Origin of the sequence: Pseudomonas sp. IT-232MI5 (assembly GCF_949767845.1) — a bacterium.
Classification (GTDB): domain Bacteria; phylum Pseudomonadota; class Gammaproteobacteria; order Pseudomonadales; family Pseudomonadaceae; genus Aquipseudomonas.
In genome coordinates this window covers 241,584-254,784 of sequence record NZ_CATKQE010000058.1, presented here as the reverse complement: position 1 = coordinate 254,784, position 13,201 = coordinate 241,584, and the positions used below count along the sequence as shown (strand labels likewise).

16 protein-coding genes are annotated in these 13,201 nt (G+C 59.5%); 7 read left to right on the top strand and 9 right to left on the bottom strand.

The window, feature by feature from the left end; translation table 11 throughout:
• Positions 1-15 precede the first annotated feature (15 nt).
• Both ACM6JQ_RS24480 and ACM6JQ_RS24475 read left to right on the top strand, forming a co-directional pair.
• Positions 16-423 (top strand): hypothetical protein, encoded by a 408-nt coding sequence (locus tag ACM6JQ_RS24480; RefSeq protein ID WP_095113026.1) that lies wholly within the window; start codon positions 16-18, stop codon positions 421-423.
• 2 nt (positions 424-425) lie between these two features.
• Positions 426-908, top strand: coding sequence for a GreA/GreB family elongation factor (locus ACM6JQ_RS24475; RefSeq protein ID WP_007908593.1), 483 nt, complete (start codon positions 426-428; stop codon positions 906-908).
• Between the two features lie 9 nt (positions 909-917).
• On the opposite strand, the gene cysB is transcribed toward ACM6JQ_RS24475, so the two are convergent.
• From cysB to ACM6JQ_RS24450, 5 genes are all read right to left on the bottom strand, one after another.
• Complete coding sequence (cysB, locus tag ACM6JQ_RS24470) at positions 918-1,892, bottom strand: HTH-type transcriptional regulator CysB (protein ID WP_007908591.1); 975 nt, start codon at positions 1,890-1,892, stop codon at positions 918-920.
• Positions 1,893-2,005: 113 nt separating this feature from the next.
• Positions 2,006-2,509, bottom strand: coding sequence for a universal stress protein (locus ACM6JQ_RS24465; RefSeq protein ID WP_007908589.1), 504 nt, complete (start codon positions 2,507-2,509; stop codon positions 2,006-2,008).
• A 98-nt stretch (positions 2,510-2,607) separates the two neighbouring features.
• A complete protein-coding gene (locus ACM6JQ_RS24460; RefSeq protein ID WP_007908587.1) occupies positions 2,608-3,513 on the bottom strand; it encodes a 5'-nucleotidase in 906 nt (301 codons plus the stop codon).
• 22 nt (positions 3,514-3,535) lie between these two features.
• The gene (locus tag ACM6JQ_RS24455) at positions 3,536-4,492 is read right to left on the bottom strand and encodes a putative 2-dehydropantoate 2-reductase (RefSeq protein WP_414894793.1); all 957 of its coding nucleotides are present in this window, start codon (positions 4,490-4,492) and stop codon (positions 3,536-3,538) included.
• Positions 4,489-4,875: a thioredoxin family protein gene (locus ACM6JQ_RS24450; protein ID WP_042705015.1), complete on the bottom strand. Its 387-nt coding sequence runs from the start codon at positions 4,873-4,875 to the stop codon at positions 4,489-4,491. The genes ACM6JQ_RS24455 and ACM6JQ_RS24450 overlap by 4 nt, the downstream gene beginning before the upstream one ends.
• Here ACM6JQ_RS24450 and ACM6JQ_RS24445 point away from each other — a divergent pair.
• Positions 4,874-5,317, top strand: coding sequence for a PilZ domain-containing protein (locus ACM6JQ_RS24445; protein ID WP_110720410.1), 444 nt, complete (start codon positions 4,874-4,876; stop codon positions 5,315-5,317). The two genes, ACM6JQ_RS24450 and ACM6JQ_RS24445, sit on opposite strands and share 2 nt — an antisense overlap.
• A 130-nt stretch (positions 5,318-5,447) precedes the next feature.
• A complete protein-coding gene (locus tag ACM6JQ_RS24440; RefSeq protein WP_007908583.1) occupies positions 5,448-6,524 on the top strand; it encodes a 3-deoxy-7-phosphoheptulonate synthase in 1,077 nt (358 codons plus the stop codon).
• Positions 6,525-6,584: 60 nt separating this feature from the next.
• Here ACM6JQ_RS24440 and ACM6JQ_RS24435 read toward each other — a convergent pair whose 3' ends face one another.
• Complete coding sequence (locus tag ACM6JQ_RS24435) at positions 6,585-6,866, bottom strand: GNAT family N-acetyltransferase (protein WP_003226804.1); 282 nt, start codon at positions 6,864-6,866, stop codon at positions 6,585-6,587.
• Positions 6,867-7,505: 639 nt separating this feature from the next.
• On the opposite strand from ACM6JQ_RS24435, the gene oprI reads away from it, so the two are divergent.
• Positions 7,506-7,757, top strand: a complete 252-nt coding sequence (gene oprI / locus ACM6JQ_RS24430) for an outer membrane lipoprotei OprI (RefSeq protein ID WP_003199355.1) — start codon at positions 7,506-7,508, stop codon at positions 7,755-7,757.
• A gap of 126 nt (positions 7,758-7,883) precedes the next feature.
• On the opposite strand, the gene ACM6JQ_RS24425 is transcribed toward oprI, so the two are convergent.
• From ACM6JQ_RS24425 to ACM6JQ_RS24415, 3 genes are all read right to left on the bottom strand, one after another.
• The gene (locus ACM6JQ_RS24425; protein ID WP_007950157.1) at positions 7,884-8,855 is read right to left on the bottom strand and encodes a L,D-transpeptidase family protein; all 972 of its coding nucleotides are present in this window, start codon (positions 8,853-8,855) and stop codon (positions 7,884-7,886) included.
• Positions 8,856-9,035: 180 nt separating this feature from the next.
• Positions 9,036-9,329, bottom strand: coding sequence for a hypothetical protein (locus ACM6JQ_RS24420; RefSeq protein WP_007908575.1), 294 nt, complete (start codon positions 9,327-9,329; stop codon positions 9,036-9,038).
• 57 nt (positions 9,330-9,386) lie between these two features.
• The gene (locus ACM6JQ_RS24415; RefSeq protein WP_007908573.1) at positions 9,387-9,992 is read right to left on the bottom strand and encodes an arylesterase; all 606 of its coding nucleotides are present in this window, start codon (positions 9,990-9,992) and stop codon (positions 9,387-9,389) included.
• A gap of 10 nt (positions 9,993-10,002) precedes the next feature.
• On the opposite strand from ACM6JQ_RS24415, the gene ACM6JQ_RS24410 reads away from it, so the two are divergent.
• Entirely contained in the window at positions 10,003-10,686 is a 684-nt protein-coding gene (locus ACM6JQ_RS24410) for an ABC transporter ATP-binding protein (RefSeq protein ID WP_007908572.1), read from the top strand.
• Positions 10,686-13,190, top strand: coding sequence for an ABC transporter permease (locus ACM6JQ_RS24405; RefSeq protein WP_414894792.1), 2,505 nt, complete (start codon positions 10,686-10,688; stop codon positions 13,188-13,190). The genes ACM6JQ_RS24410 and ACM6JQ_RS24405 overlap by 1 nt, the downstream gene beginning before the upstream one ends.
• Positions 13,191-13,201: the final 11 nt, after the last annotated feature.

Sequence of the window (13,201 nt, the reverse complement as noted above, 5' to 3'; positions counted from 1 at the left end):
CGCCAGGAGGCTGCCATGCCCTATCGCCCCAATCCGCGTCGCCCGTTGCCTGTTCAGCTAAGTACGCTGCATTTGACCGGCAGCATTGCCTTGGGCATGTGGCTGGGCTTTCTCGCCATTGCGCTGACCTGTTGGCTGCTGTCGCATTTTGTCTTCAAAGAGCAATTGGTACCGGTGGCTCAAGCGGTGCAGCAACTGGCCAATCCGCCCGCCGTGCAGGTGCAGCCGGACATTCCGCCGCAGAGCCCGCTGTTCGACCAGTACGAAGAAAACCTGCGCAAGAATGAACAGCAGGCTCGACTCGATCAAGCGCGCAGCAGCTCGCGAAATCAGTCGAACCCGAAATGCCAGTTCTGGCTGCAGCAGGATCAGACGGCTCCAAGCGAGAAAAGCCGCGCCAACGTTTTGCAATTCTGCGATTGATCATGAACAAACACAGCGTCCACCAACTGATTCTCGACAAGCTGCGCGTTGACCTCGACATCGCCGAACGCGCCGCACAAACCGCTTACGAAACCGCAACCCACGAAGAAAACATCGCCGAAAACAAGTACGACACGCTGGGTCTCGAGGCGTCGTATCTGGCGGCCGGACAGGCGAAACGTGTCGAAGAAATTCGCCATTCATTGGCGCTGTGCCAGAACCTGACTCTGCGTGCCTACGATGAAAATCGTGGCATCGAGGTCGGCGCCCTGCTCGGTCTGGAAGACGAAAAGGGTCGCGAGCAATGGCTGTTTCTGGCACCGGATGCGGCAGGTCTGAAAGTCGACGTGGTCGGTCAGCCGATTACCGTCATCACCCCGCGCTCGCCGCTGGGCAAAAGTCTGCTGGGCAAGCTAGAAGGTGATGAGGTGGAGATACTGGTGGCGGGCACCCGGCAACAGTTTGCTGTCACCGAGGTGCTCTGATTCAACGGATCAGTGAACCGGCAGTTCGACGCCGTCGAACAGTTCTTCCAGTTCCTGCTTGTTGTGGCACTGAATGGCTTTGGCCATCACTTCGCGGGTCAGGTGCGGGGCAAACTTCTCGATGAAGTCGCACATGAAACCACGCAGGAAGGTGCCGCGACGGAAACCGATCTTGGTGATGCTCGATTCGAACAGTTCGCTGGCATCCAGCACCACCAGATCATTATCGAGCTTGGTGTCGACGGCCATTTTCGCCACGATGCCCACGCCCAGGCCCAGGCGCACGTAAGTTTTGATCACGTCGGCGTCGGCAGCCGTGAACACCACTTTCGGCGTCAGGCCACGATGGCTGAAAGCTTCGTCGAGTTTCGACCGGCCGGTGAAACCGAACACGTAAGTCACGATCGGGTATTCGGCCAAGGCTTCGAGGGTCAGCTTCGGCAGCTTGGTCAGCGGGTGGCCCTGCGGCACGACCACGCAGCGGTTCCAGCGGTAGCAAGGCATCATCACCAGGTCGCCGAAGAGCTCCAGCGCTTCGGTGGCGATGGCAAAATCCACAGTGCCGTCAGCGGCCATTTCGGCGATCTGCATCGGCGACCCCTGGTGCATGTGCAGCGCCACGTCGGGGTATTGCTTGATGAAATTACTGATCACCGGCGGCAGTGCGTAACGTGCCTGGGTGTGGGTGGTGGCGATCGACAGGGTGCCTTTTTTCTCGTTGGAGAATTCCTGGGCGATCTGCTTGATGCTTTCGACCTTGCGCAGAATCTCACCGGCGGTGGTGATGATGCGCTCGCCGGCCGGGGTCACGCGGGTCAGGTGCTTGCCGCTGCGGGCAAACACTTCGACGCCAAGTTCGTCTTCCAGCAGGCGGATTTGTTTACTGATGCCCGGTTGCGAGGTGTAAAGGCTTTGGGCTGTAGCGGAAACGTTGAGGTCGTGGTGCGCCACTTCCCAGATGTAGCGCAATTGTTGAAGCTTCATATGAATCCCTCAAAGCAGGTAGACGCCACGGGCATCAGCGACGGTATATAACTATATTAATGGTTTGAATAATAAATCTAGAACTTTTTTATCAAAGCGCCATTATTCCTGCCTCAGCGATCCTCCCGCCGCCGACGCTCCACCAACGGCACCAGATAAACCGGCACCTTGGCCAATTGCAGGACCCGCGCCGCCGTGCGCCCCAACGGCGTTTCCGCGCCCACCCCGTGGCTGTGACTGCCGACGATCAGCAGATCGACAGAGAGTTTCTGCACCTGGTCGAGTATCACTTGCGACGGATCACCCTGCAGCACGCGCACCGCGCGAATGCGCTGCAGATCCTGCTCGCCTTCATCTCCCAGTTCTTCGCGAAAACTTTCCAGCACCCGCTGCTCGATATTGGCGATGACAGTTTTCAGACCCTGGCTGTGAAATTCGTTCAATGCCTGCTCGTCGAGATAGCTCTGCAACACCGATTCGGCAAACAGCCCCATCGGCTCCACCGCGTGCACCACGTACAAATCGGCATTGAATGTTCGCGCCAGCGCCAAGGCATGCTGCATCACTAACGGTGCGTACAGACCGAGGTCAGTGGCATACAGCATCGAACGAATCATATGACCTCCTCGCGTGCCAACATGGCGGAGATTTGATTCAGCTTAGCAGTGCCTTGGCGAGTACGACGTGCGACGCAACGTCTTGAAGCACGTAGGCTTTAGACCGACGGTTCGTTACTGATGCCGTGCGGTACGTGGCCGGTGGCAACGACTTCGCGGGCGAGTTCGCAGTGGCCGGCCTGATCGTCGAAAAACACGTCGGCAGCAAACGCTTCGAGAAACGCCGACTTGGTCAGGCCGCCGAGGAACAGGGATTCGTCGAGGCGGATGTCCCACTCGCGCAAGGTGCGGATCACCCGCTCATGGGCCGGCGCCGAACGCGCGGTGACCAGCGCCGTGCGGATCGGGCAATCGTCATCGGGAAACTCGCGCTGCAACAGATTGAGCGCTGCCAGAAAGCCTTTGAACGGCCCGCCGCGCAAAGGCTCGCGGGCGGCTTCACGCTCCTTGGCCTGAAACGCTTCCAATCCGCCGGATTGATAGACGCGCTCCGACTCATCGGAAAAGATCACCGCGTCGCCGTCGAAGGCGATGCGCAATTCGTCGCTGGCCGCGCGGCTGGCGCCACCGGACAGAATGGTTGCAGCAGCGAATCCGGCATCCAGCGCGGCGCGCACATCTTCGGCATGAGTCGACAGAAACAGGTCGCAACCGAACGCTTTCAAATACGGATACGGACTGCGCCCGCCGACGAACGCCGCGCGGGAAATCGCCAGACCGTAATGGTGAATCGAGTTGAACACGCGCAGTCCGGTGTCGGCGCTGTTGCGCGAGACCAGAATCACCTCGACCCGTGCTCGGCCGAGGCGACTGTTCAGGCTCAGGAGTTTTTCCACCAGCGGGAAGGCGTCGCCGGGCGCAAGAATTTCGTCTTCGTGCTCGATCTGATATTGCCGATAGGCTTCGACCCCGCTCGACAGATAGACCTTGTGGCTCTCGCTCAGGTCGAACAAGGCGCGCGACGAAATCGCCAGCACCAGTTTGTCATCGATGTTCTTGGCCATGCCTTCCCCCAGAGCGACCGGCTTAAACGTTGCGCCGGTCGATAAAACTTAAATTGCGATACAACGCTTCGATGCGCGGCAGCTCACAGCCCGCCGCTTTCGCCGCTGCCAATGGCCGAGCGTAGATCGCTTGCAGCTCCAGCGGGCGTTTGTGTGAAAAGTCGTGGTACATGCTCGGCCAGTAGTCGGGCATTTTCTCGGTCATCATGAACAGATAGTCGGCGTATCCCGGCGGCACGTCATGGCCGCAGGCCTTGGCGCCCTGCACCACTTCGGCCATCAACGCCTGAATCAACGCGCGACTGTCGGCATCGGCCATCAGCGGTGTGGTGCTGGCGCCGAGCAGAACCGAAAGTCCGTTATAAGGAATATTCCACACCAGTTTCTGCCAGCGCGCCTGTTGCAGATTGGGCATCGCCTGGGAATCGATTCCGGCAGCGCGGAACAACCCGGCCCCCTCCTCGACGATCGCCATAGGTGCGACGTCATCACTGGCCGGACCGCTGTGATAACCGACGTTCACCGCGCCCAAGGCTTGATGGGTGACTTGTCCAGGTCCCTCACGATGCACGCAGATCAGGCACAAACCGCCCAGCAGGTGAAGAGAGTCGGGAAGCAGTTCACGCAGGCTGTCCTCGACGTCGAGACCGTTTTGCAGGACCAGCACTTTCGCATCGGGTTTGGCCGCTTGAATGATTGAAGGCGCGAGGCCGGCGTTGCTGGTAGTTTTCGCTCCCACCAACAGCCAGTCGCATTTGGGCATGTCTTCGGCCGACGAATAGGCCTGCGCCGGATGCAACGTCAGCGGGCCATGCACCGCGCTGTTGATGTGCAAGCCGCGCTCGGCCACCGCTGAAAACTCGCTGCGCAACAGGAAGTGCACATCGAAACCGGCGCGCGCCAGCATCACACCGTAAAACCCCCCGATTGCACCGGTACCGATAATCCCTATGACCGGTTTATTCACTGCCCCCATCATGGCAACTCCTCTGCAATTCGACCCAGTGCCTGCGCCAGCGCCGCGTTCAGCGCATCGGCCGTCAGGCGCGTGTGCAATGCCCCAAAGAACTCGCCGTCGCGCACCACAAACAGCGCCGGCAAATGAAAGACCTGATAGCGCTCCACCAACCCGCCGTTGTCGCCGGCATCGATCCAGCACAACTGATCGATTGCCAGATCGAGTCCCGGCAACACCTCGCGGGCATAACGGCAACTGGCGCAGCCGACGCTGGTGAAAATCACCAGCGAAACGCCGCTCATCGCCAATAGCCGTTGGTCGGCGTCGAAATCGGTCAGTTCGGATTCGACCACTATACTGGGGGAAACAATGTCAAATGGCCGACACAGGGAGTCTGTGCTCATGGGACGTTTCATTCCTCATCCGGACGAGGTGCCGGTTGAATTAACCTTGCTCAAGCCTGAGTGTATTTCCAGGCAACAGCTGCACACTATCAGCCTCGGCGGCATCGCTTGCAATTACCACCGTGCCTGGCGCCATGGCACCGCCCTGCAAGTACGCATGCCGACACTCAATGCCGACATCTGTTATCCGGGCTATGTAGCGTGGTGCCTGCGACGCAAAAGAGGCTATCTGGTGGGCATCGCGTTCACCGATGAGCAGACGCTGTTCAGTGCGCGAATGGGTGAGCAAGTGTGTCAGATCGAGCGCTATTGCCGCATGCACGACACCCACGATGACCTGCAAGAAATTCAGGCAGTCGCCCTGCAATGGGTCGAGCAACACGCCGACGAGTTCTCCCACGACAGCGTGCGCAAGGCTTTTGCGCAGCCAGCGCTGGACTAAAGCACCTTTTGCCCATTGTCTAGCAGGCGCTTTACGCGCTAAGGTTCCGCTCCCCGACGCGCTTAAATCTGCTGTGCTCCGCCGCGCGGGGATCGCTGGCGGCCGGCACCCGTGACCTGACGAGTAAACGATGGCTGATTTACCGATCAACGACCTAAACGTCGCCTCTAACGAGACCCTGATCACTCCCGATCAGCTCAAGCGTGATATCCCTCTGAGCGATGCTGCCCTGCGCACCGTCACCAAGGGTCGCGAAGTCATTCGCAACATTCTTGATGGCACCGACCACCGTCTGTTCGTAGTGATCGGCCCGTGCTCGATCCACGATATCAAGGCTGCCCACGAATACGCCGATCGCCTCAAGGTGCTGGCTGCGGAAGTTTCCGACACCCTGTATCTGGTCATGCGCGTATATTTCGAGAAGCCACGCACCACCGTCGGCTGGAAAGGCCTGATCAACGATCCGTACCTGGATGACTCGTTCAAGATTCAGGACGGTCTGCACATCGGTCGTCAGTTGCTGCTGGATCTGGCCGAAAAAGGCCTGCCAACCGCGACCGAAGCCCTCGACCCGATCTCCCCGCAGTATCTGCAGGACCTGATCAGCTGGTCGGCCATCGGCGCGCGTACCACCGAATCGCAGACTCACCGCGAAATGGCTTCCGGCCTGTCCTCGGCAGTCGGCTTCAAGAACGGCACTGACGGCGGTCTGACTGTGGCGATCAACGCCTTGCAGTCGGTGTCCAGCCCGCACCGTTTCCTTGGCATCAACCAGGAAGGTGGCGTGTCGATCGTCACCACCAAAGGCAACGCCTACGGTCACGTGGTGCTGCGCGGCGGCAACGGCAAGCCGAACTATGATTCGGTCAGCGTGGCCCTGTGCGAGCAGGCGCTGAACAAGGCGAAGATCAAGCCGAACATCATGGTCGATTGCAGCCACGCTAACTCCAACAAGGACCCGGCTCTGCAACCGCTGGTGATGGAAAACGTCGCCAACCAGATCCTCGAAGGCAATCAATCGATCATCGGCCTGATGGTCGAGAGTCACCTGAACTGGGGTTGCCAGGCAATTCCAAAAGACCTCGCCGACCTGCAATACGGCGTGTCGATCACCGATGCGTGCATCGACTGGTCCGCCACCGAGAACACCCTGCGCAGCATGCACGCCAAGCTCAAGGATGTTCTGCCGAAACGCCAGCGCAGCTGATACGCGTTTTACAGGCATAAAAAAACGCCGGGCAATGCCCGGCGTTTTTGTGTGTGCGATTCAGATTTTGGCGGCGCGGCGCTGATGACGTTCCATGTAGCGCTCGACGTAGGAGCATGACGGGATCACCGTGTAGCCCATTTCTTCGGCGTACTGCAGCGCGCTTTCGGTCAGCGCTGCGGCAATGCCACGGCCACGCAGGGCGTTGGGCACGAAGGTGCGATAGATATCCAGGGTCTGTTTCCCCAGATCCATATAGGTCAGGTAGGCACGATGACCGTCCACATTGGTCTCGAACTGATGACCAGCCTGGTCATGGTGGATGGACAACGCCTCGCTCATCACTACTCCTCGCGGGTCTTGAATTCTGACCCCTACCTTACCGATGTTTTTCCGGCGAAGGAACATCTACGCCACCCCGTGCCTGATGGACACCGAGAAGAGCCACACCGATCTCGCGCAACCTGGCACCTGATAAATAGTAGGCACCATTGGCAAAAATGCTCAAGGTACGCTCGTCATCAAGCGGGTTGACGGGGGTTGCTCCGATGGACGCAGAGGTGATTGGGGAGAAGATCTTCCCGGGCCACTCACCTGAACATTGCCGGATGTTGAGACTTAAGACGTGCAGCCTTTTTTAAAGTCACCTCAACATGGACAAAGATAAGCGAAGCAGCGCGCAAAATCGGAACAAAAGTGTGGACGAATTCATCTAGACAGACTTTAGCCAAGACTGCAAAAACAGCACGTGGCAACGGGAACTTTTTCTCATTAACTCGCTCAGCTCGGGGCTTGCAGCTGGGTATTTTTTAAGCAGTGCAGTTAAAAGTTGCTCGAAAAAGAATCAACGCCTACAATTTTTTTTGCTTCTTGCCTTACGTCAGTTTACTTACTACAAGTAATGGGTAGTATGTACGCCGGCTATTTCCTCAATCGTGAGGAGACAGCCACTTAATTTGAAAGTCCTTGAAGGGGAACACGATGAACAACGTTCTGAAATTCTCTGCTCTGGCTCTGGCCGCAGTTCTGGCTACCGGTTGCAGCAGCGCATCGAAAGAAACCGAAGCACGTCTGACCGCTACTGAAGACGCAGCTGCTCGCTCCCAGGCTCGTGCAGACGAAGCTTACCGTAAAGCTGATGAAGCTCTGGCTGCTGCTCAAAAAGCACAACAGACTGCTGACGAAGCTAACGAGCGTGCTCTGCGCATGCTGGACAAAGCTAGCCGCAAGTAATAATCCCTCGGGATTGTTATCAAGCCGACCCGATTTTTCGGGTCGGCTTTTTTGTGCCCGATGCTTTTCCCCGGGCAATAAAAAACCCGCCGACGCTACACGCATCGGCGGGTTTTTGATCTCGACTTACTGCTGCAAGTCGATCGGTGTGTTCGAGACTATCGGCGCCGAGGTATTCGGCGTGCCGATTTCAGTTGGCAGACCATCTTCAGCCGCGACCACATCACGCACCACATCCCAGTTCACGCGCAGGTTACTGGTGACGTCTTCGCGCTTGAGCATCGCATTGATCACGGCAGTGTGCTTGTCGACCACCGACGGGTTGCCCTTGTCGTCGATCGGCGTGTGCGCTTCCAGATAGACCTTGCCGCCACTGCTGCCGAACTTGTAGGCATCGTTGAGGATGCGCACCGAGGTACCCACCGGGACCATGCTGGCCATTTCCAGCACGTTGTTGTTGAACATGCGGAAGCAGCCGTGGCTGGTGCGCATGCCGATACCGAATTTCTTGTTCGAACCGTGGATCAGGTAGCCCGGCGTGCCCAGGGTGAACTTGAACGGACCCAGCGGATTGTCCGGGCCGGCCGGCACTACGTTCGGCAGCGGGTCGCCGTCAGCGGCGTGTTCAGCCTTGATCGACGCTGGAGGCGTCCAGGTCGGGTTAGGCGTCTTGGCGGTGATCGAGGTGTGCGCGATCGGCGAACCCCAGCCCTCACGACCAATACCCAGCGGGAACGTGTACACCACGTTCTTGCCTTTCGGGAAGTAGTAGAGGCGGTATTCGGCGAGGTTGATGACGATGCCTTCGCGCGGGCCCGGCGGCAGAATGAAACGGGTCGGCAGAACGATTTCGGTGCCGGCGCCCGGCAACCAGGCATCGACGCCCGGGTTGGCCGCGACCATTTCCGAGTAACCCAGATCGTACTTCGTGCCCAGATCGGCGAAGGTGTCTTCGTACTTGGCTTTGATCACCTGCACCTGACCGATGATGTCTTCACCGGGTGGTGGCAGGGGAAACTCCAATGCAGCAACGGGACCGGCCACACACAGGGCGGCAAGTGACAGGCAGCGGGTGACGGCAGGAAAGCGCGGCAACATCCGGAAAATCCTTCGCATGATCAACAAGGGTATAAGAGCGCGATTGTACACCGCACTTTGAATATTCGGGGAGCCACGCCGATGGACCGTGCTGAATGCGAAAAGATCGCAGCCTTCGGCAGCTCCTACAGGATTACGCGAACCCATGTAGGAACTGCCGCAGGCTGCGATCTTTTGCTCTTAAAGCTCGAAACGCAGCTCCGGCCAGATTGGCGAGGTGCCGCGCTTCTGCGACTCCAGAATCGCCCGGCACAGCGAGCACAGGCGCTGATCCTGAAACACCCGGCGATCCACGCTCGACCAGCGCGGCTGCGCCGGCAGCAGACTGCCGCACAGGGTGCGATCGGCCGAACCACCGAGTTCGAGTTGCCGGGTCACCAGATGCACCCGCACTTCCTGGCAGGCGAACAGATCCAGCTGCTCGTCAGGCTCGATCAGTTGGTAGGCAAACAGGGACCAGGCAGAACGCGACATCGGGGGCTCCAAATAAGGGGGCGCCACATTAGCCGAAAGCCTGCCCTTAGAAAAGCCTCATAACAGCGGTTTTAGCGTCGGCCAGACATTTTCCAGCAACTTGCCCTGAGCCCCGGCCGCCGGGTGCAGACCATCGGCCTGCATCAGGTCTGGATGACCGCCCACGCCGTCGAGGAAAAACGGCACCAGAGGGATCTTTTTATCGTCGGCGAGTTTGCCGTAGACCTCGGCAAAAGCATCGGTGTAGCGCTTGCCGTAATTGGGCGGCAGTTGCATGCCGAGCAACAGCACCTTGGCCCCGCTCTGACGCGAGCTGTCGATCATCGAGGCAAGATTTTGTTGCAATTGATTTGGCGGCATTCCGCGCAAGCCATCGTTGCCACCCAGTTCGAGGATCACCAGTTCCGGCTTATGCTCTGCAAGCAGCGCCGGCAGCCGTGCCTGGCCTCCGGCACTGGTGTCGCCACTGATCGAGGCATTGACCACTTTGTCGTCGAAACCCTCCTGTTTGAGCCGTTGTTCGAGCAACGACACCCACCCCAAGCGGGTATCCAGTCCGAAACCGGCGCTGATACTATCGCCAACGATCAGGACAGTACCCGCCGCTGCGTTCTGGGCCATGCACATCAAGGCCAGGCCAGCACTCAAAAACCACACACGCATCGGATTCTCCATGGGCGCAAGCATTCTCACCGCGAAGAACCTCAGCAAAGTGGTTCCCAGCGCGGAAGGTGAACTGACTATCCTGCACGAACTCAGCCTGGAACTGAACAAGGGCGACAGCCTCGCCATCGTCGGCGCATCCGGTTCAGGCAAATCCACCCTCCTCGGCCTGCTCGCCGGCCTCGACCTGCCAAGCAGTGGCGAAGTCATTCTCGCCGGCCAGGGCCTGAGCAATCTCGATGAAGACCAGCGCGCACGTATTCGTGCCGAGCACGTGGGTTTCGTCTTTCAATCGTTTCAACTGCTCGACAGCCTCAACGCACTGGAAAACGTCATGCTGCCGCTGGAACTCGATGGCCGCAAAGACGCCCGTGAACGCGCGACCGAATTGCTCCAGCGCGTCGGACTCGGCCAGCGCCTCACGCACTCGCCGCGCCAGCTCTCCGGTGGTGAGCAACAACGTGTTGCGATCGCCCGTGCGTTTGCCGCCGAGCCCGATGTGCTGTTTGCCGACGAACCGACCGGCAACCTCGACAGCCACACCGGTGAGCGCATCAGCGATCTGCTTTTCGAATTGAACAAGGAACGCGGCACCACCCTGGTGCTGGTGACCCACGACGAACGCCTGGCCCATCGCTGCCGGCGCCTGATCCGTCTTGAAGCCGGGCTGTTGGTCGCCCCTCTGGAGCCTTGATGGCACGTTTGCAGCTGTTGCGTCTGTTCAGTCTCGCTATACGCCAACTCCTGCGCGATGCCCGCGCCGGCGAATTGCGCGTGTTGTTCTTCGCCTTGGTCGTTGCAGTAGCGGCGAGTACCGCCATCGGCTATTTCGGTGCCCGACTGAATGGCGCGATGATGCTGCGCGCGACCGAGTTCCTCGGCGCCGACCTGGTGCTTGAGGGCAGTTCGCCAGCACGCGAAGAACAGATCAGAAGCGGCACCGAGCTGCGTCTGAAGCATGCGCAAGTGGTGGAATTCTCCAGCGTCATCGCCACCGACAACGGCATTCAGCTGTCGAGCATCAAAGCCGTCGACCGCGCCTATCCGTTGCGCGGCGAACTGAAGAGTGCGCCAGCGCCCTTCGCCACCGAAGAACCCGGCGGTGAACCGCAACCCGGCGAAGCCTGGGTCGAAGCACGCCTGCTGACCGCACTGGATCTGAAGATCGGCGACAGCATCGATGTCGGCATGAAGACATTGAAAATGACCCGTGTGCTGACCTACGAACCGGATCGCGCCGGCAACTTCTACAGCCTCACGCCGCGAGTGATGATCAACCTCGATGACCTCGCCGCCACCGGTGTCGTGCAACCCGGCAGCCGCGTGAGTTACCGCGAACTGTGGCGCGGCGAACCGCAGGCGCTGGAAACCTATCGGCAACTGATCAAACCCGGGCTCGCTGCGAATCAGCGCATTCAGGATGCCCGCGATGGCAACCGGCAGATTGGCGGTGCACTGGGCAACGCCGAACGTTATCTGAACATGGCCAGTCTGGTCGCCGTGCTGTTGGCCGGTGTCGCGGTGGCGTTATCGGCCAACCGTTTTGCCAGTCGCCGTTTCGATGCCAGTGCGTTGTTGCGTTGCCTTGGTCTTTCGCGCCGGGAAACCATGGTGCTGTTCAGTTTGCAGTTGACCGTGCTCGGGCTGCTCGCCGCACTGAGTGGTGCATTGCTCGGCTGGTTGGCGCAACTGGGTTTGTTCGCGCTGCTGCATGATTTGTTGCCAAGCGATGTACCGCCGGGCGGGCTGTTTCCAGCCATCGCCGGGATCGGCACCGGGCTGGTGGCGTTGGCCGGTTTCGCCTTGCCGCCGCTGGCCGCATTGGGTCGCGTGCCGCCGCTGCGGGTGCTGCGCCGCGACATGCTGCCGATCCCGTCGAGCACGTGGATGGTTTATGGCGCCGCGTTGGGTGCGCTCGGTTTGATCATGTGGCGCCTGAGCCTCGATCTGCTGCTGACATTCGCCCTGCTCGGCGGTGGCGTGGTCGCCGCGTTGGTCTTGGGTGGTTTGCTGCTGTTGTTGCTGCAAAGCCTGCGGCGGATGCTCGCCCGAGCTTCGCTGCCATGGCGCCTGGGCCTGGGCCAGTTGCTGCGCCATCCCTTGGCAGCGGCCGGTCAATCGTTGGCGTTCGGTCTGATTCTGCTGTCGATGGCCTTGATCGCCCTGCTGCGCGGCGAACTGCTCGACACCTGGCAAAACCAGCTTCCGAAAAACGCTCCCAACTATTTTGCCCTGAACATTCTGCCGGCAGATAAACAGGCGTTCACCGATCATCTGATCAAAGTGTCTGCGCAAGCCGCGCCACTGTATCCGGTAGTGCCGGGACGATTGATCAGCATCAACGGCGAAGCCGTGCAGCAAATCGTCAGCAAGGATTCGGCGGGCGACCGCGCGGTTCAAAGAGATTTGAGTCTGACCTGGGCCGCTGACTTACCGGCGGGCAACAAGCTCACTTCGGGTGAATGGTGGAAGGATCAGCCGACCGACGATGTTCCCGGGGTATCGGTAGAAGGCAAAGTCGCCGAAAGCCTCCAGCTCAAACTCGGCGACCACATGGTGTTCAGTGTCGGCGGGGTCAATCGCGAGGCGAAGGTCACCAGCCTGCGCGAAATCAACTGGGACAACTTCCAGCCGAACTTCTTCATGATCTTCCAGCCCGGCACATTGAAGGATCTGCCGGCGACTTACCTGACCAGCTTCTATCTGGCGCCGGGCCATGACCAGCAGATCGTCGAACTGTCGCGAACCTTTCCCGCTGTGACCATTCTTCAGGTCGAAGCGCTGCTGGAACAGCTGCGCAGCATCCTCGCCCAAGTCACCCTGGCCGTGGAATATGTGTTGTTGTTTGTTTTGGCAGCGGGCATGGCCGTGCTGTTTTCCGGCTTGCAGGCGACGCTCGATGAACGTATTCGCCAAGGTGCGCTGTTGCGTGCGTTGGGTGCGGAGCGGCAGTTGCTGATCAAGGCGCGGCGTATCGAGTTCGGTTTGCTCGGTGCGGTCAGCGGTTTGCTCGCAGCGATCGGTTCGGAAGTGGTGAGTCTGGTTTTGTATCGCTACGCGTTCGATCTACCGTGGCACCCGCATCCATGGTTGCTGGTGCTGCCGTTGATTGGCGCGGCGTTGATTGGTGGCGCCGGCGTATTCGGAACGCGCCGGGCACTCAATGCAAGTCCACTGACAGTGTTGCGTGAGGGTTGATAGACTCAGGC

What these genes read in the sequence shown, in the direction of transcription:
- ACM6JQ_RS24480 (WP_095113026.1), top strand. Translation starts at nt 16, where the DNA reads ATGCCCTATCGCCCCAATCCGCGTCGCCCGTTGCCTGTTCAGCTAAGT.
- ACM6JQ_RS24475 (WP_007908593.1), top strand. Translation starts at nt 426, where the DNA reads ATGAACAAACACAGCGTCCACCAACTGATTCTCGACAAGCTGCGCGTT.
- cysB (WP_007908591.1), bottom strand. Translation starts at nt 1,892, where the DNA reads ATGAAGCTTCAACAATTGCGCTACATCTGGGAAGTGGCGCACCACGAC.
- ACM6JQ_RS24465 (WP_007908589.1), bottom strand. Translation starts at nt 2,509, where the DNA reads ATGATTCGTTCGATGCTGTATGCCACTGACCTCGGTCTGTACGCACCG.
- ACM6JQ_RS24460 (WP_007908587.1), bottom strand. Translation starts at nt 3,513, where the DNA reads ATGGCCAAGAACATCGATGACAAACTGGTGCTGGCGATTTCGTCGCGC.
- ACM6JQ_RS24455 (WP_414894793.1), bottom strand. Translation starts at nt 4,492, where the DNA reads ATGATGGGGGCAGTGAATAAACCGGTCATAGGGATTATCGGTACCGGT.
- ACM6JQ_RS24445 (WP_110720410.1), top strand. Translation starts at nt 4,874, where the DNA reads ATGGGACGTTTCATTCCTCATCCGGACGAGGTGCCGGTTGAATTAACC.
- ACM6JQ_RS24450 (WP_042705015.1), bottom strand. Translation starts at nt 4,875, where the DNA reads ATGAGCACAGACTCCCTGTGTCGGCCATTTGACATTGTTTCCCCCAGT.
- ACM6JQ_RS24440 (WP_007908583.1), top strand. Translation starts at nt 5,448, where the DNA reads ATGGCTGATTTACCGATCAACGACCTAAACGTCGCCTCTAACGAGACC.
- ACM6JQ_RS24435 (WP_003226804.1), bottom strand. Translation starts at nt 6,866, where the DNA reads ATGAGCGAGGCGTTGTCCATCCACCATGACCAGGCTGGTCATCAGTTC.
- oprI (WP_003199355.1), top strand. Translation starts at nt 7,506, where the DNA reads ATGAACAACGTTCTGAAATTCTCTGCTCTGGCTCTGGCCGCAGTTCTG.
- ACM6JQ_RS24425 (WP_007950157.1), bottom strand. Translation starts at nt 8,855, where the DNA reads ATGTTGCCGCGCTTTCCTGCCGTCACCCGCTGCCTGTCACTTGCCGCC.
- ACM6JQ_RS24420 (WP_007908575.1), bottom strand. Translation starts at nt 9,329, where the DNA reads ATGTCGCGTTCTGCCTGGTCCCTGTTTGCCTACCAACTGATCGAGCCT.
- ACM6JQ_RS24415 (WP_007908573.1), bottom strand. Translation starts at nt 9,992, where the DNA reads ATGCGTGTGTGGTTTTTGAGTGCTGGCCTGGCCTTGATGTGCATGGCC.
- ACM6JQ_RS24410 (WP_007908572.1), top strand. Translation starts at nt 10,003, where the DNA reads ATGGGCGCAAGCATTCTCACCGCGAAGAACCTCAGCAAAGTGGTTCCC.
- ACM6JQ_RS24405 (WP_414894792.1), top strand. Translation starts at nt 10,686, where the DNA reads ATGGCACGTTTGCAGCTGTTGCGTCTGTTCAGTCTCGCTATACGCCAA.